This window comes from Ruegeria sp. BHSB056 (genome assembly GCF_059613305.1).
Genome location: NZ_JBXWSG010000012.1, coordinates 42,510 through 62,376, shown reverse-complemented (window position 1 = coordinate 62,376; position 19,867 = coordinate 42,510). Strand labels below are relative to the sequence as shown.

Sequence of the window (19,867 nt, the reverse complement as noted above, 5' to 3'; positions counted from 1 at the left end):
ATAGGCGCGATCGGCAGCAACCCCCAATCGCTGCGCGTATTCGCGGCCCACGTCGGGCCGGTGATCCAGCGCGCCAGCAGCAAATTCGAACAACCCGTCCGCCTGCGCCCCAAGGCGGTGTGCCGGACCAATCTGGCTGCCTTCACCACCCCCGATCATGCCCCATCTCAACTTAGCCATGGTCATTGTCTCTCATTGGAATTGTCACATAGAGCGATCAGAAATCGCTGATGTCCTGCCATTGCCGCTGATCGGACGAGGCCAGCGCGGCGGCCAGCACGCGGTTGACCTCATGCCCGTCGCGGAACGTGGGCCAGATCGCCTCGCCGGTGTGGATGGCCTGTAAAAAGTCCTTGGCCTCGATGATGATCTGATCCTGATAGCCGGTTCCGTGACCCGGACCCTGACAGAAGGGCTCATAATCCGGGTGTGCTGGGCCGGTCAGGATCTTGGTGAAGCCGCGCGCGGCTTCGGGCCCTTCGCGCTTGTACAGCCACAGCGCGTTCTGGTCCTCCTGATCGAATCGGATGGCACCTTTTGTGCCCGATATTTCATAAGCATAGCCCATTTTCCGACCCGTCGCGACGCGGCTGAAATACAGGTTTCCCATAACCCCGTTTTCAAACCGACACATCATCTGGGCATGGTCGTCATTTGTTACCTCACCACCGGGGCGGGTTTTGTGAACGGTCTCAACATCTGCCATCACCTGCGCAATGGGCCCGATCAGCGCCAATGCGCCGTTGACCATATGCGGGGCGAGATCGCCGATTGTGCCGTTGGCCCTACCGGTTGTGCGCCAGGTGGACGGGGCCTGCGGATCGGCATAGAAATCCTCGGTATGCTCGCCCCGGAACCACGTGATGTCACCAATCGCGCCATCGGCAATTAACTGGCGGGCATATTGGCTGGCGGGTGTGCGGATATAGTTGAACCCCACCATGTTCACCGCCCCCGAAGCCTCAGCCGCGGCAACCATCGCCCGACTGTCTTCAAGCGATGCGCCCAGTGGTTTCTCACACAAAACCGGTTTGCCCAAGGCAAAAGCCGCTTCGGCGATCTGACGATGTGTTGACTGAGGCGAGGCGATCACGATTGCCTCGACCCTGGGGTCTTCAACCAAGATGCGCCAGTCATCGGTCGCTCTCTGAAATCCATAGGCCGCCCGGTAGCGTTCGGCACTGTCCGGGCTCGACGCGCAGATGACCTCAAGCCGGGGGCGCAACGCCGTGTTGAACACCGCACCGACGGCCGACATGGCAACGGAATGGGCCTTGCCCATATAACCGCCACCCACGATTCCCACTCCGATTTCAGGCATCTGCCATGGCCTCGCACATTGTGTTTGCAACCGGTTGCAAAATCAGTATCGTGTGAATCGATTCAACGCAAGGTCCAAACTTTGCCCACCCCACTTTGCCGGAGGATATGACGTGAGCGCTTTGATGGAGGGTATCAAAGGAAACCGCTTTGCCGTTCTGGGGCGTGCGGGTATGGACCTTTACGCAGACCCGGTCGGTGTCAAAAGCGAAGAGGCCGATACGTTCCATGCCGATCTTGGCGGCTCGTCCGCGAATATCTGTGCCGGTCTGGTCAAGCTGGGCAGTCAGGCATCCTTGATCACCTCCGTCTCGGACGATGCAATTGGTCGATTCTGCCTCAACCGGTTGCAACATTACGGGGTAGACACCGCTTATATCCGCGTGTTGGGAGGTGAGTATCGCACCTCTCTGGCCCTGTATGAAAGCCGGACCGAGAACTTTCAGAATGTCATCTACCGCAACGGTGCGGTCGATTTTCAGGTTACTGACGCGGATGTCGACAAGGTTGACTATTCATCCTTCTCGGCCCTGATCTCGGCTGGCACCGTCTTTGCGTCGGAACCCTCGCGCAGCGCCACATTCCAAGGGTTTGAAAACGCGCGCAAAGCTGGTCTTCCGATCATTTTCGATGTTGATTACCGCCCCTACAGCTGGCCTTCGCCGGAAATTGCCGCTGACGTTCTGTCCCGTGCGGGCGAAGCCTGTGACCTGATTGTCGGTAATGATGAAGAGTTCGGCTTCATGGCCGGCGGCATGGAAAAGGGCTTTGCCAAGGCACAGGACCTTGCCAGGAAACCGGGCCGGGTTGTCATTTACAAGATGGGCGAAAAAGGCGCCGTGACGCTGGCGGATGGGCAGGAAATCAGAACCGGGATCTACCCAGTGGACGCCATCAAGCCCGTCGGGGCTGGTGACAGTTTCATGGCAGGGCTTCTGGCTTCGATCGCGGCGGGGCACTCGCTGAAAGACTCGGTGATGCGCGGTTCCGCCTGCGCATCCATTGTCGTTTCCAAACCCGGCTGCGCCCCCGCCATGCCCACGACCCCCGAACTGAACGCGTTCCTCGCGTCTCACCCCGGTCCGACCACATAGGAGTATCCCATGCATATCGCGCCCTATGACAATCAGAACAAGCCCATCGTTGACGCCGGTGATCCGACCGTTCCGCTGAACTACTTCAACATCGTCAAACTGAAAAAAGGCGAGGCGTTCGAATACCGGGTGCCGGGCTACGAGACCTGCATCGTCCCTGCAACCGGCAGTGTCGATGTGGATGTCGAAGGCGTTTCCTTCCCCAGTCTGGGCAACCGGGGCGAAGACGTCTGGGATGGCGAGCCCGAGGGTGCCTACGTGCCTGTCGGCGCAAAGGTACAGATGGACTGCGTTTCTGACGCGACCGAGGTGTTTATTGCCGGTGCAAAATACGACAAGGTGCTGGACCCGTTCGATGTGCGCGAACACGACCTTGTGCAATATGGCAGCGACGACACCAAAACTCACCGCAAGATCAAACACATCCTTGGCCAAAAGCAACACGACAAGGTCGGCCGCCTGCTGGTGAGTGAGCTGTTCACCGTCGGTCAGGGCGGCTGGTCGGGCTTTCCCAGCCACAAGCATGACACCAACCGCCTGCCGGACGAGACCCGCCACGACGAGACCTACAATTTCCGGTTCAAGCCCAACTGGGGCTCGGGCCTTCAGATGTTGCAGCGCGAAGATAACCAGCCGGGCGACGCCTATCACATCGTGGATGGATCGACCGTTTGCATCGACAAGGGCTATCACCCCTGCTGCGTTTTGCCGGGGTACGAGATGTATTATTTCACCATCCTCGGCGGCCTGACCCAGCGTTCTCTGGTGCAGTATTTCCAGCCCACACATGCCTATCAGATCGAGACCATTCCCGGCATCAAAGACATGATTGCGAAATTCAAATGACCCTCGTCACACTGAAAGACGTCCTGCAACCCGCTTATGAACAGGGCTATGCCGTAGGCGGGCTGGTCACACTCGGCTGGGAAGACATGCGCGCCTATGTAGCCGCGGCCGAGGCCGAGAATGCGCCCGTGATCCTGCAAGCCGGACCCAGCTGCCGCGAGCACACGCCACTGCCGATCCTGGGCAAGATGTTCCGGTATCTGGCCGAAAACGCCTCGGTGCCCGTCGTGGCGCATCTGGACCACGGCTATACGTTCGAGGACTGCAAGATCGCGCTCGACAGCGGTTTTACGTCCCTGATGTTCGACGGATCGCGCAAGCCCTTGCAGCAAAACATCGATGAAACTGCCGCAATTGCCGAGATGGCCCATGCGGCAGGAATTTCCTGCGAGGGCGAGATTGGTTTTGTCGGGTACTCGGGCGGTGAAGGATCGAACGGCACCGACCCGACAGAAGCGGCCCAGTTCGCACGTGAAAGCGGTGTGGATGCGATGGCGATATCGGTCGGCAACGTCCACCTGCAACAAAACAAGGAAGGCGGTCTGGACGAAGCCCGCATCGCCGAGATCGACGCCTTGACCACAGTGCCTCTGGTCATTCATGGCGGGTCGGGCGTGCCGGTAGATCAGCGCATGAAGCTGTCCCGCGAAACCTCAATCTGCAAATTCAACATCGGGACCGAGCTGCGCATGGCCTTCGGCAATGCCCTGCGAGACGCTGTCAATCGCGATCCCGAACGGTTTGACCGCGTGACCATCCTGAAAGAAACCCACAACCCGGTCGAAGCTGCCGCGCGCATGGTCATCCGTGCCTTTGGTGCACCCCCGCAACGCTAACGCGCGCTTTCGCCTTCAGATCGAACCGCCCTCGACCATGAAGTTGCCCGCGCTGCACATGGCGGCGTCGCCCGAGGCCAGAAACAGCACCATGCGCGCGACATAGACAGGCTCAATCGGATCGGGCAGGCATTGGCGGTCGACCTGTTTGGCCAGCGCCTCGGCCGTGACCCACAGGTCTTTCTGGCGGTCGGTCATGATCCAGCCCGGCACAACCGTGTTCACACGAATGCGGTGATCGCCCAATTCGCGCGCCATGGTGCGCGTCAGGCCGTGCACCGCCGATTTCGCGGTGGCATAGGCCGGAAAACCTGCCCCGGCCTCCCACCAGGAATTCGATCCGATATTGACGATCGAACCTGCGCCCTTGGCGATCATACCCGGGGCCACAGCCTGAATGGCAAAGAACATATGGCGGATATTGGTCGCCATCCGCTCATCCCAATAGACAGGCGTGACTTCGCGCCAATCATGGCGGTCATCCTGGGCGGCGTTGTTGACCAGCACATCCGCCTCGCCCAACTCCTCGACCAGTTGCTCCAGCGCAGCCCGCATTGCTTCGATATCGCGCAGATCGCATTGCACAAAGGCGTGTTCACCTTCCAGTTCCGCCAGCAGAGCAAAGCCGGCATCCGCATTGATATCCAGAAACCCGACCTTCGCCCCTTGTGCCGCAAAGGCGCGAACGGTTTCCGCACCAATCCCCCCGGCCCCGCCCGTGATGATAACCGTTTTGCCCGCAAGGCTAGGGTAATTGGCAAAGTCTTGGCTCATCCGTCACGCTCCATGATCCATTCGACCTCGGGGGCCAGGGCAAACCGCCATTTGCGCAGGGGGCCCGCCATGACGTTCAGGTAATACATCTCAAACCCATAGGGCGCGCCGCAAGGATGATGGCCACGCGGAACGATCACAACATCGCCATCGGAGACGGCCATCGTCTCATCCAACTGGCCATCATCGGTATAGACCCGCTGGATTCCGAACCCGTTGGCTGGATTGAGGCGGTGGTAATACGTCTCTTCCAGATAGGTGATGCGGGGGAAATCATCCTCATCATGTCGATGACTGGGGTAAGAGGACCAGTGCCCATTGGGCGTAAAGACTTCGGTCACCAGAAGACTGTCAGCGCAATCCTCGTTCTCCATCGCTATATTGTTGATATATCGCGTATTCACACCCTTGCCGCGTTCGGTCAGCGTGATGCCATCCGGCCCGATCCGGCGCGCTTTGTGGCCGCCCTTGCCCGGGGCCGAGCAGACCGCCACAACACAATCGGTTTCCGCCACAGCCTCCCACTCGGTTCCGTTGGGCAGATACAGGCTATGCGGCGGCGTCTTTTCGAACACGTTCATCCGACCGCCCAATACGCCCCAGTCCTGCCCGGCCCCGGTGATCCGCGCCTTGCCTTCGACCATCACCAGAATGACTTCGCGGTCTCCTGTCGCCTCGGCCGCCCTGTCGCCTGCTTGCAGATGATACAGCCCAAAACCCACATATCGCCATCCGGCACTGTCCGGGGTGATGTCATGTACCTTGCCACGGGTTCCAATAGGCTTCTTCAGCAGGTCTGCCATTCTTGTTCTCCTTATTGGGCGGGCCTAAACGGCCCGCCTGTATCGCCCTCAGGCCGCTTGCCGTGTTTGCAGGGCCGAAAGCGCCTCGGACAGTCGGGCCTCGGCCCACCCTTCCGATACCGCCCGGTGCAATATGTCGGCCTGACTTTCAGGCGCATTGCCACCAATCGGCGGGTCGGTGTCCAGATTGGTCGGGAACGGATAGCCCTCAGCCGTTGCGGCAATCGCCGCATTCAGCTCTGCCGCACTCAGCGCCCCACGTTGTTTCAGGGTGACCAGCGACGGAAACACCGTCTGCGACATGGACTGCCGGTCAACCATCTCCATCGCACGGCCGAAGGCAGACGAGACCTGCAACAGGTTCGCCATCCGCTGAATATCCGCACTGCTGTTTTCCCCGGCAGCGTGGAACAGCGCCGGGTTGAAGAACACCGCATCCCCCTTTTCAAGGGGCAACTGAATGTAGTTCTCTTCGAAAAACGCCCGGTGTGCCGCGTCATGGAAGGCGAGATATCCCGGCGCATAAAGCTGCGAAAACGGCAGCAGTTTGGTTGGGCCGCTTTCCACGGGCATGTCACAATGCGCAACCGCCCCCTGCAAGGTCAGCGAAGCCGTCACCAGATGGGCATGGGCCGGATACCGGGCGGCGCTGTCGGCGGTTTGAAAGCCCAGATGGTAATCCCGATGCGCCTGCTGTGCCTTGCCGCCGGGGCGCACCTGATTGATTTGCGCGGTCATTTGATAGTTCGGCCCCAGCCACGCCTCGCAAGCCGCTGCAATGGCCACATTCCCGAAATAGAGCGCAAAGCCCTCGGGATCGCGCAAGCACTGTTTCTGCAATGCGTTCCATATCCGGTCATTCGCGCCCGAGGCCGCGAAGTGGTCACCTTCCCCGGCCCCGCCCTGACGTTCTTCCTCGATGATCTGATGGAACACAGCGGTCGCCCGGTCGATCACGGACGTATCCGCAAATGCGCCTTTTAGAACGATCACACCCGCAGATTTGTCCAACACGCCTGCCCATTCTGCCAGCAGTTCTTTTCTTTGATCCGCATTCTCCAGCGCCGGGCGCAGGGCGTGCATATCATAGATCGGAACGTTCTTTTGCACCGATGCGGCATGAGGCACCGCACCGGTTGTCAGGTTTTGCGAGGTCAACACCTTGAACTCATCCAGATCGCAGGATTCCCGGTCAAAATAGCCGACGTATCCAAGTTCTTGATGTACCATGACAAACTCCTCTTTCATGGCTTCGGTGTTGCCCCGAGGGGCGGTGATTAAACGGTGATCTCCAACCCTGCCTTGCCGCAAACCTCGACGATGTGGTCATAGCCCAATTTGGAGTACTCATAGGGCGGCGCCTTGGCGGGGTCCTGCTCGGCCTCGACCACGATCCAGCCGCTGTAATCCATTGCTTTCAACGCGTTGGCTACGGCCTGAAAGTCGATGCACCCATCACCCGGCACGGTGAACGCGCCGGCGATCACCGCATCCAGAAAGCTGCGATTGTTCTCGCGCGTGTCCCGCACGATGTCCGGGCGGATATCCTTGAAGTGGACATGGTGCACACGGTCGCCCCAACGGTTCAGTGTGGCCATCACGTCGCCGCCACCAAACAGCAGATGGCCCGTATCGAAGCACAAGCTCAATTCGGGGCCGGAACCCTCCATCAACCAGTTCACATCCTCTTCGCTTTCGATGATCGTGCCCATGTGATGGTGATAGGCCATCGGCATACCCTGATCTGCCATCCATTTGGCAAGCTCGGTCAGTTTGCCCGCATAGGCCAACACATCGTCTTTGGACAGCTTCGGGCGGTCATTGACCGGCGTTCCGATCTGCCCCTGAACAGTATTGGAACACTCGGCGTAAACGATGCAGGGGCTGTTCAGCGCAACAAACTGTTCGACCTGTTCACGCACGATGGCGATTTCGGCGTCCAGGTCATTGACCAGAGTACTACCCGAGCACCAGCCGCCACACAGTGCGATGTCATTGGCATCCAGATAGGCGCGCAACCCTTCGGTGTCGCTGGGCATCCGCTGGCCCCGCTCAACACCGGTATAGCCGATCTCGCGCGCTTCTTTCAGCGCCTGCTCCATCGTGTAGGCTGCGGTCAGGTCCGGCAAATCGTCATTCTGCCAGGCAATCGGAGAGATACCGATCTTCACGCTCATTTCGTGTTTCTTTCCTTGATGGCGACCTCATAGGCCGCACGTTTTTCGTTTACTTCCGGGCGGATGCTGACCTCGGGCACCGCCACTTCCCACCACGTTCCGCCATATTCGGTCGATGGGTAGGGATCGGTGTCGATCACCACCACATAGGGGCCTTTGACCTCGCCACGTTTGGCCAGTGCCTCCTCAAGCTCGGCGATCGAGCTGACCTTGACCGCCGTCGCCCCCATTGCTTCGGCATGTTTGGCAAAGTCGATCACCGAATTTTCACCGCCGATTGCGTGATCCAGCAGGTTGTTAAACTCGGCCCCGCCGGTTCCCATCTGCAAACGGTTGATGCAGCCAAAGCCGCGATTGTCGGTGACCACAACGGTGAACGAAATCCCCATCATCGCCGCCGTCGCCATTTCGGAATTCGCCATCATGTAAGTACCGTCACCGGTAAAGCAGATCACGTCGCGGTCGGGCTGGGCCAACTTGATGCCCATAGCACCGGCGATCTCATACCCCATGCAACTGAAGCCATATTCCATGTGATAGGCACCGGGGCGCGGAGCCTTCCACAGCTTGTGCAGCTCACCCGGCATCGTGCCTGCGGCACACATGGCAACGGTGTTTTCATTGGCCGCCCGCTGCACGGCACCAATCACCTGCATGTCCGTGGGCAGCGCATTGCTGTCCACCGGCGCGTCGGTCAATGCGTCGACCTTGGCAAACCACTCGGGTTTCAGCGTTGCAGGCATATCAGGCGCGCGGTAACCGCCCAACGCACCGCTCAGTTCACCAAGCCCTACGCGGGCGTCAGCCTGCAGCGGCATCGCGCCGTGCTTTGCCGCGTCATAGGCGGCGGTGTTCAGGCTGATCAATTCCCGCTCGGGGTTCGCGAACAATCCCCATGACCCGGTGGTGAAATCCTGAAACCGGGTGCCGACGCCCAGCACAAGATCCGCCTTTGCGCAGATATCGTTGGCAGGCTCACCACCCGTGACGCCAATCGGACCCAGGTTCAGGGGGTGATCCCAGGCCAGCGCGGATTTACCGGCCTGCGTCTCGGCCACCGGCACGTTGTGCGCCTCGGCAAAGCGCTGCAACGCGGTGGTCGCGTCCGAATAGTGCACACCGCCCCCGGCCACGATCACAGGGCGCTTGGCTGCCTTAATCGCGGCCACGGCACGCGCCAGCTCACCCTCATCCGGGCGAATGCGGCGCTGATACCAGACGCGCGGCTCAAAAAAGCTAACCGGATAATCATAAGCCTCGGCCTGCACATCCTGACAAAAGGCCAGCGTCACCGGACCGCAATCAGCCGGGTCGGTCATGGTGCGGAAGGCACGCGGCAGAGCCGTCAGCAGATGTTCCGGCCGCGTGATGCGGTCGAAATACCGGCTGACCGGTCTGAAACAGTCATTTGCGCTGATGGTTCCGTCCGAGAACACTTCGGGTTGCTGCAAAACCGGGTCGGGACCACGCGTGGCAAACACGTCGCCGGGCAGCAACAAAACCGGCAGGCGGTTCACATGGGCCAGCGCCGCAGCGGTGACCATGTTGGTGGCCCCCGGCCCGATGGACGAAGTGACCGCCATCGCCCGCCTGCGCCCCAACTGCTTGGCATAGGCAATCGCGCAATGCGCCATGGTTTGTTCATTATGACCGCGATAGGTGGGCAAGCTGTCTTTCACACCGTGCAGCGCCTCGCCCAGACCGGCCACGTTGCCATGGCCGAAAATCGCCCAGACACCTGCGATAAAGGGCTCTCCGGCCTCGTTCATCTGCGCGCCCAGATAGCGCACCAGAGCCTGCGCCGCGGTCAGTCGGACTGTCTTGCTCATCATGATCCCTTTCAACTCAGCTCCGCCTTTGGCGGCCTGCGGGTTTTCTCATTTGCGAAGGTGCCAGCTTTTGTATCAAAGCCTGAATACAGAGTGGCGTCACGTGCCACCGCCCGATGGATGCCCCATTGGGGCATCCAAGTTCTGAACTTTAAACCGTACCGCCCAGCGATCCCTCAAGCTCGGCCATTTCCTGACCGCCTGCCATCAGATCCTGCAACTGCTCTGGCGTGATCTCGCCACGCGTTGCTGTGCCCAGCGTTTTGCCCCGGTTCAAAACGGTGAACCTGTCACCCACTGCCAGCGCATGACGCACGTTGTGGCTGATGAACACCACGCCGACGCCCTGACTGCGCACCTTGTCGATGGTGGCCAGCACGTTCGAGGTCTGGCGCACACCCAGGGCCGAGGTCGGTTCGTCCAGGATCAGGATCTTGGCCCCGAAGTACACGGCGCGGGCAATGGCGACGGTCTGCCGCTCCCCCCCAGACAGGGTGCCAACCGCCTGATCTGGCCCGCGCAGGTTGATGCCCATCTTGCGCATCTCTTCCATGCAGACCTCATTCGCGTGTTCAACATCGAACCGTTTCAGCAGACCTTTACCCTTGGTCGGCTCGCGCCCCATGAAGAAGTTGCGCGTGACGCTCATCAGCGGGATCATCGCAAGGTCCTGGAACACGGTCGCGATACCTGCCTCCATCGCATCCCGAGGGGTGTCGAAATGCAGCGGCTTGCCCTCGAAAAAAATCTCGCCCTTGGTGGGTTTATGTACCCCTGACATGGTCTTGATGAAGGTTGATTTACCCGCGCCGTTATCGCCCAGCAGGCAGTGGCATTCACCCGGCTTGACGTCGAAACTGACACCCGCCAATGCGATGATGTTGCCAAAGTGCTTTTCGATATCCTTCATTTCCACGATGGGGGCCTGATCGCCCGCCGCATCGCCGTGGTGGAACTTGGTATCTTCGGTCATATCAGCGCTCCCCGGTTACGCGTTTGCGGATCGCGTTGTTGAACAGAACGGCAATCAGCAGCATCGCGCCCAGGAACACCTGGAACCAGTCCTGATCGAAATCCGTATAGGTCAGTCCGATGACAACCATTCCAAAGATGATCGACCCAAAGAACGCCCCGATGGCCGAGCCATATCCGCCCGTCAGCAGGCATCCCCCGATCACGGCGGCGATGATCGCCTCGAATTCTTTCTGAAAACCGCGCCGCGCGTCGGTCGAGCCCGCGTCAATCACTGTAATGATGGCCACCAGTGCAGCGCAGCAGGCGGTCAGCATGAACAGGGACACCTTGATCTTGCTCACAGGAACACCTGAATTCGATGCCGCAGTGCTGTCACCGCCCGCCGCGAAAATCCAGTTCCCGGCAGGGGTCCGCAACAACACGTAGGTAGCGGCCAATGCCAGCACGATGAACCACAGGATTTCGACCGGAACGCCGGGCACCTTGGGTGCTCCGCTTTTGAAGGTGTCAATCATGCCGTTGGCCGCCAGCCAGGTAAACAAGCTGCCAAAGGCTTCGCCCGAAAAGAACGGTGCCAGCCAGTCGTTTTCAACCACGTCACGCACACCGCGCAACTGGGTCGATCCTCCGGTCGCCGCCTTGAGGCCAACCAACGACAGACCGCGCAGAATGAACAGGAAAGCCAGCGTCACGATAAAGGACGGCAGACCGGATCTTATGACGATATTGCCGTTCACTGCCCCGACGAATGCCGCGAATACAAATGTCATGGGGATCGCAACGATCAGTGGCAACTGCCATGTCACCACACAGACGCCGAAAAACAAGCCCGCGAACGCCACCATTGAACCGATGGACAAATCAAACTCGCCACCGATCATCAAAAGGGCCGCACCGATTGCCAGAATGCCCAGCTGTGCCGCAGGTGTCATGAAGTTCATGACCCCGGCCAGGGTAAACATCGAATCGTCTGCTGTGATGGCAAAGAAGATGACCACCAGAACGACGCCCGCCATCGCACCGAGTTCGGGCCGTTTCATGAGCTTGGTCATGAAAGGTTCTTTCTTGACCCTTTCGTCCCCGGCGATTTGCGCTGAGTCACTCATCGTTTCCTCCCACTTGGGTGGGAACGGCGCTACCGCGCCGTCCCGTTTTGTTCAGGTTGCGGTATGGATCAGCGGATGCCCTGCGCGGATAGTTCGATCACCTGCGCGGCCTTGTCCTGAGTGATCAGGTTCGGACCCGAAGGAACATTACCACCGGGCATCAGGCCGTATTTGGCGTGCAGGCCCATGAAGTTCACCGACAGGTACCCTTGCAGATACTGCTGCTGGTCGATGGCAAAGGCCGCGTCGCCATCCGCAATCGATTGCAGGAAGTTGGCCGACAGGTCGAAGGACGCAACATTCACGTCACGGCCCGAAGCTTTGACAGCGGCAACAGTCGGCTCACCGGCCGAGCTTGCACCCAGCGCCATGACCGTATCGACGGCTTCGTTAGCAGCCAGAGCAGCCGAGACTTTCGACTCGATTTCCGACGGATCGTTCGAGGTCGGCAGAACTTCGACATTACCGCCAAAGCCTTCCGCGAAACCTGCACAGCGCAGGTCCAGCGCAACGTTGCCCACTTCGTGGTTTACGCAGATCGCGGTTTTGCCCCCCATCGAAGCCAGTTGTTCACCCGCGGCTTTACCTGCGTCAAACTCGTCCTGACCCACGTGCAGCAACGCACCCAGCTGTTTCGACACATCCGACCCCGAGTTGATCGAGATCACCGGGATGCCTGCGGCAACGGCACGTTCGATTGACGGGCCAAGCGCATCCGCATCCGGGATCGAAACGATCAGGCCATCGGGTTCCTGGTTCACGGCAGCGTCGATCAACTGCGACATGGCCACCATGTCGAAAGTTTCCGGCGCGCGGTATTCCACATTCACACCGACATCCTTGCCAGCCTGCTCAACACCGTTCTTCACGACGTTCCAGAATGCGTCATTGGCCTGGCCATGCGATACGACCACGATGTCCTGCGCAAGAGCGGGCGTCGCCAGGGCCAGTGCCCCCGCGGCAAGTGCACCTTTAACGAATTTCTTCATTTCAGTTTCCTCCCATTGGTTCAGTCTGATCTTCTGTTGGGGTACCGGCCCCAATCATCCGGCTGTGCCGAATCTCAGTGGCTGCGGCTCAGGGCCGAGCTGTCGTTAGTTTGAAGAATTTTGGTCATTTTGCAACCGGTTTCAAAATTTCCTCCATCCGGACGGGCAATCCCGTCTGCGCTGACAGGGTCGCGGCCTCGGCCATCGCCAGCGCCGCCACACCATCCTGCAACGTGACGGGAACGTCGGAACCGCCGCCGACAGCATCAACAAATGCGGCCCATTCCACGCGGTAGGCCGGCATGTAGCGTTCCAGAAAGAAATAAGTCGGCTTTGCGCCCACAACGCCATCCGCCGTCGATTTCACGACGGTGTTTTCCAGCATGTTATGCGCCTGCAACAACCCTTCCGAACCCAGCAACTCGACCCGCTGGTCATAGCCATAGGCCGCCCGGCGCGAGTTCTTGATGACCGCAATCCGGCCGTCTGCGTAAGTCATTGTGACCACGGCCGTGTCCACATCGCCTGCCGCGCCGATCTCTGCATCTACAAGCGACGATCCCACCGCCGTGACGGTCTGCGGCACATCCCCCATCAGAAAGTTCGCCATGTCGAAATCGTGGATCATCATGTCCCGAAACAGTCCACCGGACACTTTTACATAGCTGACCGGTGGCGGGGCCGGGTCAAATGACGTGATCGACAACAGTTCGGCCTTGCCGATTTCACCTGCGTCCAAACCGGCCTTCAAAGCTGCAAAATTAGGATCGAACCGCCGGTTAAACCCGATCATGACAGGTTTGCCACGCCCCGCGACGGCTGTCAGACAGTCCTGTGCCCTCTGAAGGCTCAGATCGACGGGCTTTTCGCACAGAACGGCTTTGCCAGCGCCCGTGGCCGCCTCGATCAGGTCGGAATGCGTATCCGTCGGCGTTGCTATCAGAACCGCGTCAATCTCGGGATCAGCGATAATTTCTTCTGAACTGCGTGCCTCGGCCCCATATTCATCCGCGAGGCTGTTCGCCGCCTCGGGCAGCGCATCGGATACCGCACACAACCTGCTCCCCGGATGGGAAGATATGGCCTGCGCATGAACGCGCCCAACACGCCCGGCACCCAGCAATCCGACCCTCAACATGCAGCTCTCCCGAATCTTGTTGCTGTGCGTAACAATGATTTTCTTTGCAACCGGTTGCAATATATTTTTTGCATCACCCCCGGATTTGCCAGCGGCTTCTACAGCCTCAACACGAATACCGCGCAAAAAACCGGTCTGATCTCAACAGGATTGTACTGCCTGACACGCATATTTCCGCGCAAATACCAACCTACGGGAATCCCCCAATATCACCGCACGGTGAATCACGTTAGATTGTACGTAAGGAACACATACTACCACTCTGTGACCCCCTTAGAGGGGCTGGCATGACCCCCTCGTCCAGCCCCTCATACCACACCAAACAGCCACAAGATCACGACGCGCCGACCAAAGCAGGCGCATGTCAAGTATTGATCTGGTTTGCAAATGGCGATCCCTGAAGGACTCGAACCCTCAACCTGCTGATTAGAAGTCAGCTGCTCTATCCAGTTGAGCTAAGGGACCGCTGCGCCCTTCTTGCGGTTTTTACCCGCGGGGTTCAAGAGGCAAGCGCATGAATGCGCTGTTGGGATCGTCAACATATCCAAAGATAGGCCCGCAATAGGAATATCCCAGCGACTCATACAACTTGCGGGCGGCTTCATATTCGCGAAGATGGCTCGCCCCGGTCTCAAGAACCAAAGCCTCGCAACCCTCTGCGCCAGCCTGTTCAGCCAGATGCACCATCAGCACGCGCGCCAGCCCGCGCCCTCTTGCCTGCGCCAGAATATGCACTGATTTTACTTCGGCGGTTCCATCGGGCAGCGCTTTCAGCGCACCGCATCCCAATGGCTGCTGTCCGTCAAAAATGGCCCAGAACCGCACCCCCGGGGCAGCCAGTGCTTTGGCGTCCATCGTGTGGTTGCTTTCCGCAGGTCCCGCCGTTTCGCCATGGGCAAAATGCGCCTCGACAATCGGGCGCAATACGTCCGATGTCGGGTCAGCCTCGCGGATTTCGATCATTCAGTGCGTCCAGGGGCCACGCCGGTCGGTTGCGAAATTCTCGCCATAGCCCCGCGCGCGCAGATTGGGCTTGCGCTTGTGCGGCTCGCTGACCTGCGCATCGATACCGTGGGCCTTGGCATAATCCAGCGCCTCTTCCCGCGTGTCGAACTTCAGGCGTACCTGAGCCTGCGTGTCACTGGACGACGTCCAGCCCATCAGCGGATCAACCTCGCGCGCCGAGGCCGGGGCGTATTCCAGAACCCATTTGCGGGTCTTGGCCATCCCCGAGGTCATCGCATTTCTTGCGGGCTGGTAGATCCGTGCGCGCATGTCGCCTCTCCGTACTCACTTGGCTGAGCCCGTTTATGCGTCAGAGTGCGCCCGGGGGCAAGATTGCAATTGTCGCGGCTCCGCCTGCGAACTCATGCCAGAAACTGTCATCAGGTCGGAATAGGGTCTCGCCAAACAAACGCAAGAACATCACACCGTCTCACCCGTCGCACGGCCTCAGACCGCATAGCGGGCAATGAATCCGGATCGGCCCTTGCAGTTGGACAAAATAAGAACAAATGTAAGGGCCTGACGCCCGGAGCCTGCCAATGCCTTACGCCCATTCCGACAAGACCCAACTGACCGCCGAAGACGTGCGCGCGCGCCTGAAACTGGAAGGCGGCAAGCAATTCGTGATGCATACCGAATTCAATCCGGCGGGCGATCAGCCCACGGCGATCAAGGAACTGGCGGGCGGCGTGCTGGACGGGGAACGCGATCAGGTGCTGCTGGGCGCGACCGGAACGGGCAAGACCTTCACCATGGCCAAGGTGATCGAGGAAACCCAGCGTCCGGCCATCATCCTCGCCCCCAACAAGACATTGGCGGCGCAGTTATACGGTGAATTCAAGGGCTTCTTCCCCGAAAACTCGGTGGAATATTTCGTGTCCTACTACGACTATTACCAACCCGAAGCCTATGTGCCGCGCTCTGACACCTACATAGAAAAAGAATCCCAGATCAACGAACAGATCGACCGGATGCGCCACTCGGCCACGCGGGCGTTGCTGGAACGAGATGACGTGATCATCGTCGCCTCGGTCAGCTGCATCTACGGTATCGGCTCGGTCGAAACCTACGGGGCGATGACGCAGGATCTGAAGGTCGGTCACGAATACGACCAGCGGCAGGTGATGGCCGATCTGGTGGCCCAGCAATACCGCCGCAACGATCAGGGGTTTCAGCGCGGCTCGTTCCGGGTGCGGGGCGACAGTTTGGAAATCTGGCCCGCCCACCTCGAAGACCGCGCCTGGAAGCTGTCCTTCTTCGGCGAGGAACTGGAACAGGTCACCGAATTCGACCCGCTGACCGGTGAAAAGACCGACACGATGGACCATATCCGGGTCTATGCGAATTCCCACTACGTGACGCCGAAACCGACGATGCAGCAGGCGATCATCGGGATCAAAAAAGAACTGCGGACGCGCCTCGACCAGCTGGTCGGCGAAGGCAAACTGCTCGAGGCGCAGCGGCTGGAACAGCGCACCAATTTCGATCTGGAAATGCTCGAGGCCACCGGCGTCTGCAACGGGATCGAGAACTATTCGCGCTATCTGACCGGCCGCGCTCCGGGCGAACCGCCACCAACCCTGTTCGAATTCATCCCCGACAACGCCATCGTCTTTGCCGACGAATCCCATGTCAGCGTGCCGCAGATCGGCGGCATGTACCGGGGCGACTACCGGCGCAAGTTCACGCTGGCCGAACACGGATTCCGCCTGCCGTCCTGCATGGACAACCGGCCTTTGAAGTTCGAGGAATGGGATGCCATGCGCCCGCAATCCGTCTTCGTCTCGGCCACCCCCGCCGCGTGGGAGCTGGACCAAACAGGCGGCGTCTTCACCGAACAGGTGATCCGCCCCACCGGCCTGCTGGACCCGCAGGTCGAAATCCGCCCCGTGTCGATGCAGGTCGACGACCTGCTGGACGAGGTGCGAAAGGTCGCCGCCGATGGCTATCGCACATTGGTCACGACGCTGACCAAACGCATGGCTGAGGATCTGACAGAATACCTGCACGAACAGGGTATCAAGGTGCGCTACATGCATTCCGATATCGACACGCTGGAACGCATCGAGATTCTGCGCGACCTGCGTCTGGGCGCGTTCGACGTGCTGGTCGGCATCAACCTGCTGCGTGAAGGGCTCGACATTCCCGAATGCGGGCTGGTCGCCATTCTGGATGCCGACAAGGAAGGCTTTCTGCGGTCCGAGACCTCGCTGGTTCAGACCATCGGCCGCGCCGCGCGCAACGCCGAGGGTAGGGTGATCATGTATGCCGACAAGATCACCGGCTCGATGGAACGCGCGCTGGCCGAAACCGACCGCCGCCGCGCCAAGCAGATGGCCTATAACGAGGAACACGGCATCACGCCCGCGACCGTGAAAAAGAATGTCGAGGATGTTCTGGCCGGGCTGTACGAGGGCGACGTGGACATGAACCGCGTCACCGCCACCATCGACAAACCGATGCACGGCGCCAACCTCGAGGCGCATCTGAACGGGCTGCGCGACCAGATGCGCAAAGCCGCCGAGAATCTGGAATTCGAAGAGGCCGCCAACATCCGGGATGAGATTAAACGCCTGGAAGCGGTCGATCTGGCCATCGCCGACGACCCCATGGCCCGCCAATGGGCGGTCGAGAAAGCCTCGGAAGATGCCGTGAAATCGCGTGGGCGGTCTACGGCTGGACGGCCGGGGCAAAGGGGTGGGAATGTTAAGCGGCGGAAGAGGTAGGTTAAAACGCAACTGACGGTTGCAATTTGCCTCAAAGCAGGAAATCTATCTTCTTAGACAATCGGTTTAGGAAAGTTTTTTGATCACGCTTCTTATTGTAGTTGGACTGCTCGGAACAATTTCACTCCTAGCAATGGTTTGGGTATGGGTAAGTGTGCTCGCAGGATGGCGCGAAGCGTCGCCCGGCAGAAGTTTATCAATGCTATGGTTCGTGCTCCTTTTGATGATCATCTGGGGACTTGGAGTAGATTCGAACTTTAGCGGCTTACGAATGCTGGCGCTCGCTGTATGGCCCGCCTCAATCCTATTTTTACTGGGAGATGCTTTAACCGCGAGACTTTTTGTTTTTTTCTTTGCGGCGTTGATTTTACTGTTTTTGGTGGCCGCAGCCGCTGCGATCATGCCGGGCAAGGCAAAAATACCGACTATTATTGTTGGCGCAATGCTTACAGTGATAGGTCCGGTCGCGTTGCAAAACCTGCAAGTGCAATGGCAAATGAAAAGATACGCGAAAGCATCCGAGTTACGCATCATAGAACGTTCGTCTTTGTTCAAGTCCATTCGAGAACGCTCCGACGGTTACCAGTCCCCACATGGCGTCGCGTGTAACAGCGAGAATTGGCCGTTTCTTTGGAGTTATCGGCACAGAGACTGGATCGCACTGCCGTCCAACACCCGTTACGGCGGTGATACTAAGGAAAGAGTTATGAGCGTTTGCCTGAGTAGGTAAGTCACATCCCACACTCCACCCTTGCAGCCCAGCGCGCACTCCTCCACGTTTGAATTCACAAATTGTGTTTCCAAGCGGTTGCCATGACGAACCCGAACACCCTGGCCAGACCACATGAGGTCCAAATCGCTGTTCTCTCCAAATAAAAGAAAGGGCGGGTCTATCCCCGCCCTAACCGCTACCCCTTATCCCAATGGGCAATCACGTCGTACCCAACCGGCGTCGGCGGGCCTTCCATGAATTCGGCGAAATGGCCCCACAGCTCGGCCACTTTAGGCGCGTTTGCGTTCGAGGTCGCCTCGCTTTCGACCACCGAAATCACAAAGCCTGAACCATCCTCGTTCATCACATTGGTAAAACTGTGCATGCCGGGCATACCCATGATGTCGGATTTCAATTCATTCATCTTCGCCGTCGCCGCCTCGCGCGTACCGGGCTTCATTTTGTATTGGGTAATTCGTGCAAACATCATTTTCCTCCGTCGTCTGGCGAAATTGCCATGTAACACGGCCGGAACGGCCCCGCCGCGCGCACCCTAGCACGACGGCCCGAAATCTCGCATTGATACCGGCGATTTGCACCGATTTTCAACCACACACCGCACTGCATCCGGGCGGCTGTCCCTTCAAGGTTGCAGCCTCGCCCCCAGTGCGGTTGTTTTTGCACCGACGGATGCTTGATCCCAATCAATGCCGCACCACGAATACCTAGGCAAAGTGGGTCCCATGGAAACACGGAATCCAACCGGAATTGACGCCTATAAACCAGCCCAGATCGCCGAGTTGGTTGAAACCGCAGGTGTGGCCAAGGCACGTCTCACGGTCGGTCAGACGCTGACTCTGGCGATACTCGCAGGCGTGTTCATCGGCTTCGGTGGGGCCGCCTATACTATGGTCATGACCGGCGTTGACCCGGGGTTTGGACCGGCCCGGTTTCTGGGTGGCATCGTGTTCTCGCTGGGCCTGATCCTTGTGATCGTCGGCGGAGCCGAGCTGTTCACCGGAAACGCCCTGATGACCATCGCGGCGGTGGATCGGAAAATCTCGCCGCGCGCCCTGCTGCGCAACTGGGGCCTCGTGTACCTTGGGAATTTGGTCGGGGCCATCGCGCTGGCTCTGGCCTTCGCTGCAACCGGCTTGCTGGACGGGCCCATGGGGACCACCGCATCAGCAATCGCAAATGGCAAGGCCGACCTCTCTGCCACCCAGGCGTTTGCGCGCGGCGTTCTGTGCAACGCGTTGGTCTGCCTTGCCGTCTGGCTGAGCTTCGCGGCCAGAACAGCGGCGGGCAAGATCATGGCGGTACTCTGGCCCATAGCGGCGTTTGTCCTCTTGGGGCTCGAACATTCGGTCGCCAACATGTACCTGCTGCCGCAGGGCGCGCTTGCCGGTGCCGATTTCGGTTTGGGCGCGGCCATGGGCAACCTGTTCTGGGTCACGATCGGCAATATTGTCGGCGGCGCAGGCGGCGTCGCGCTTGCCTATCGCTTTGCCTATCTGCGCAAGATACCCCAATGAAC

19 protein-coding genes, 1 tRNA gene and 1 pseudogene are annotated in these 19,867 nt (G+C 59.4%); 6 read left to right on the top strand and 15 right to left on the bottom strand.

Annotation, left to right across the window (positions count from 1 at the left end; all coding sequences use genetic code 11):
• Nucleotides 1-180: pseudogene (locus tag AC2FND_RS05275) on the bottom strand (gfo/Idh/MocA family oxidoreductase); the annotation flags it as partial.
• A gap of 37 nt (nt 181-217) precedes the next feature.
• Entirely contained in the window at nt 218-1,321 is a 1,104-nt protein-coding gene (locus AC2FND_RS05270) for a Gfo/Idh/MocA family protein (protein WP_496768341.1), read from the bottom strand.
• A gap of 124 nt (nt 1,322-1,445) precedes the next feature.
• Here AC2FND_RS05270 and iolC point away from each other — a divergent pair, with 124 nt between their 5' ends.
• The 3 genes from iolC to AC2FND_RS05255 are packed head-to-tail and all read left to right on the top strand — an operon-like array spanning nt 1,446 to nt 4,096.
• On the top strand, nt 1,446-2,414 hold the full coding sequence (gene iolC / locus AC2FND_RS05265) for a 5-dehydro-2-deoxygluconokinase (RefSeq protein ID WP_496768345.1): 969 nt from the start codon (nt 1,446-1,448) through the stop codon (nt 2,412-2,414).
• Between the two features lie 9 nt (nt 2,415-2,423).
• Complete coding sequence (locus AC2FND_RS05260; RefSeq protein ID WP_496768339.1) at nt 2,424-3,260, top strand: 5-deoxy-glucuronate isomerase; 837 nt, start codon at nt 2,424-2,426, stop codon at nt 3,258-3,260.
• Nucleotides 3,257-4,096 carry a class II fructose-bisphosphate aldolase gene (locus tag AC2FND_RS05255; RefSeq protein ID WP_496768337.1) on the top strand — a complete coding sequence of 280 codons (840 nt, stop codon included), beginning with the start codon at nt 3,257-3,259 and terminating at the stop codon, nt 4,094-4,096. The genes AC2FND_RS05260 and AC2FND_RS05255 overlap by 4 nt, the downstream gene beginning before the upstream one ends.
• Before the next feature lie 15 nt (nt 4,097-4,111).
• On the opposite strand, the gene AC2FND_RS05250 is transcribed toward AC2FND_RS05255, so the two are convergent.
• From AC2FND_RS05250 to AC2FND_RS05195, 12 genes are all read right to left on the bottom strand, one after another.
• Nucleotides 4,112-4,870, bottom strand: a complete 759-nt coding sequence (locus AC2FND_RS05250; RefSeq protein WP_496768335.1) for an SDR family NAD(P)-dependent oxidoreductase — start codon at nt 4,868-4,870, stop codon at nt 4,112-4,114.
• The gene (iolB, locus tag AC2FND_RS05245; RefSeq protein WP_209507858.1) at nt 4,867-5,673 is read right to left on the bottom strand and encodes a 5-deoxy-glucuronate isomerase; all 807 of its coding nucleotides are present in this window, start codon (nt 5,671-5,673) and stop codon (nt 4,867-4,869) included. The genes AC2FND_RS05250 and iolB overlap by 4 nt, the downstream gene beginning before the upstream one ends.
• Nucleotides 5,674-5,721: 48 nt before the next feature.
• Nucleotides 5,722-6,903, bottom strand: coding sequence for a phytanoyl-CoA dioxygenase family protein (locus AC2FND_RS05240; protein WP_496768333.1), 1,182 nt, complete (start codon nt 6,901-6,903; stop codon nt 5,722-5,724).
• A 47-nt stretch (nt 6,904-6,950) separates the two neighbouring features.
• Entirely contained in the window at nt 6,951-7,850 is a 900-nt protein-coding gene (iolE, locus tag AC2FND_RS05235) for a myo-inosose-2 dehydratase (protein ID WP_496768331.1), read from the bottom strand.
• On the bottom strand, nt 7,847-9,679 hold the full coding sequence (gene iolD / locus AC2FND_RS05230; protein WP_496768329.1) for a 3D-(3,5/4)-trihydroxycyclohexane-1,2-dione acylhydrolase (decyclizing): 1,833 nt from the start codon (nt 9,677-9,679) through the stop codon (nt 7,847-7,849). The genes iolE and iolD overlap by 4 nt, the downstream gene beginning before the upstream one ends.
• A 151-nt stretch (nt 9,680-9,830) precedes the next feature.
• The gene (locus AC2FND_RS05225) at nt 9,831-10,652 is read right to left on the bottom strand and encodes an ATP-binding cassette domain-containing protein (RefSeq protein ID WP_480475274.1); all 822 of its coding nucleotides are present in this window, start codon (nt 10,650-10,652) and stop codon (nt 9,831-9,833) included.
• Nucleotide 10,653: 1 nt separating this feature from the next.
• On the bottom strand, nt 10,654-11,760 hold the full coding sequence (locus AC2FND_RS05220) for an ABC transporter permease (RefSeq protein ID WP_209507868.1): 1,107 nt from the start codon (nt 11,758-11,760) through the stop codon (nt 10,654-10,656).
• A 68-nt stretch (nt 11,761-11,828) separates the two neighbouring features.
• Nucleotides 11,829-12,749, bottom strand: coding sequence for a sugar ABC transporter substrate-binding protein (locus AC2FND_RS05215; RefSeq protein ID WP_267364100.1), 921 nt, complete (start codon nt 12,747-12,749; stop codon nt 11,829-11,831).
• A 124-nt stretch (nt 12,750-12,873) separates the two neighbouring features.
• Nucleotides 12,874-13,887, bottom strand: a complete 1,014-nt coding sequence (gene iolG / locus AC2FND_RS05210; protein WP_496768328.1) for an inositol 2-dehydrogenase — start codon at nt 13,885-13,887, stop codon at nt 12,874-12,876.
• Between the two features lie 388 nt (nt 13,888-14,275).
• A tRNA-Arg gene (locus AC2FND_RS05205) sits at nt 14,276-14,352 on the bottom strand.
• A 21-nt stretch (nt 14,353-14,373) separates the two neighbouring features.
• Nucleotides 14,374-14,850: a GNAT family N-acetyltransferase gene (locus AC2FND_RS05200; RefSeq protein ID WP_209507875.1), complete on the bottom strand. Its 477-nt coding sequence runs from the start codon at nt 14,848-14,850 to the stop codon at nt 14,374-14,376.
• Entirely contained in the window at nt 14,851-15,162 is a 312-nt protein-coding gene (locus AC2FND_RS05195) for an ETC complex I subunit (RefSeq protein WP_209507877.1), read from the bottom strand. It abuts the gene before it with no gap.
• Between the two features lie 269 nt (nt 15,163-15,431).
• Here AC2FND_RS05195 and uvrB point away from each other — a divergent pair, with 269 nt between their 5' ends.
• On the top strand, nt 15,432-17,618 hold the full coding sequence (uvrB, locus tag AC2FND_RS05190; protein WP_496768326.1) for an excinuclease ABC subunit UvrB: 2,187 nt from the start codon (nt 15,432-15,434) through the stop codon (nt 17,616-17,618).
• Nucleotides 17,619-17,697: 79 nt separating this feature from the next.
• Nucleotides 17,698-18,348, top strand: a complete 651-nt coding sequence (locus tag AC2FND_RS05185; protein WP_209598576.1) for a hypothetical protein — start codon at nt 17,698-17,700, stop codon at nt 18,346-18,348.
• A 178-nt stretch (nt 18,349-18,526) separates the two neighbouring features.
• Here AC2FND_RS05185 and AC2FND_RS05180 read toward each other — a convergent pair whose 3' ends face one another.
• Nucleotides 18,527-18,817, bottom strand: coding sequence for an antibiotic biosynthesis monooxygenase family protein (locus AC2FND_RS05180; RefSeq protein WP_496768324.1), 291 nt, complete (start codon nt 18,815-18,817; stop codon nt 18,527-18,529).
• Nucleotides 18,818-19,073: 256 nt separating this feature from the next.
• On the opposite strand from AC2FND_RS05180, the gene AC2FND_RS05175 reads away from it, so the two are divergent.
• Nucleotides 19,074-19,865 (top strand): formate/nitrite transporter family protein, encoded by a 792-nt coding sequence (locus AC2FND_RS05175; RefSeq protein ID WP_496768323.1) that lies wholly within the window; start codon nt 19,074-19,076, stop codon nt 19,863-19,865.
• Nucleotides 19,866-19,867 lie beyond the last annotated feature (2 nt).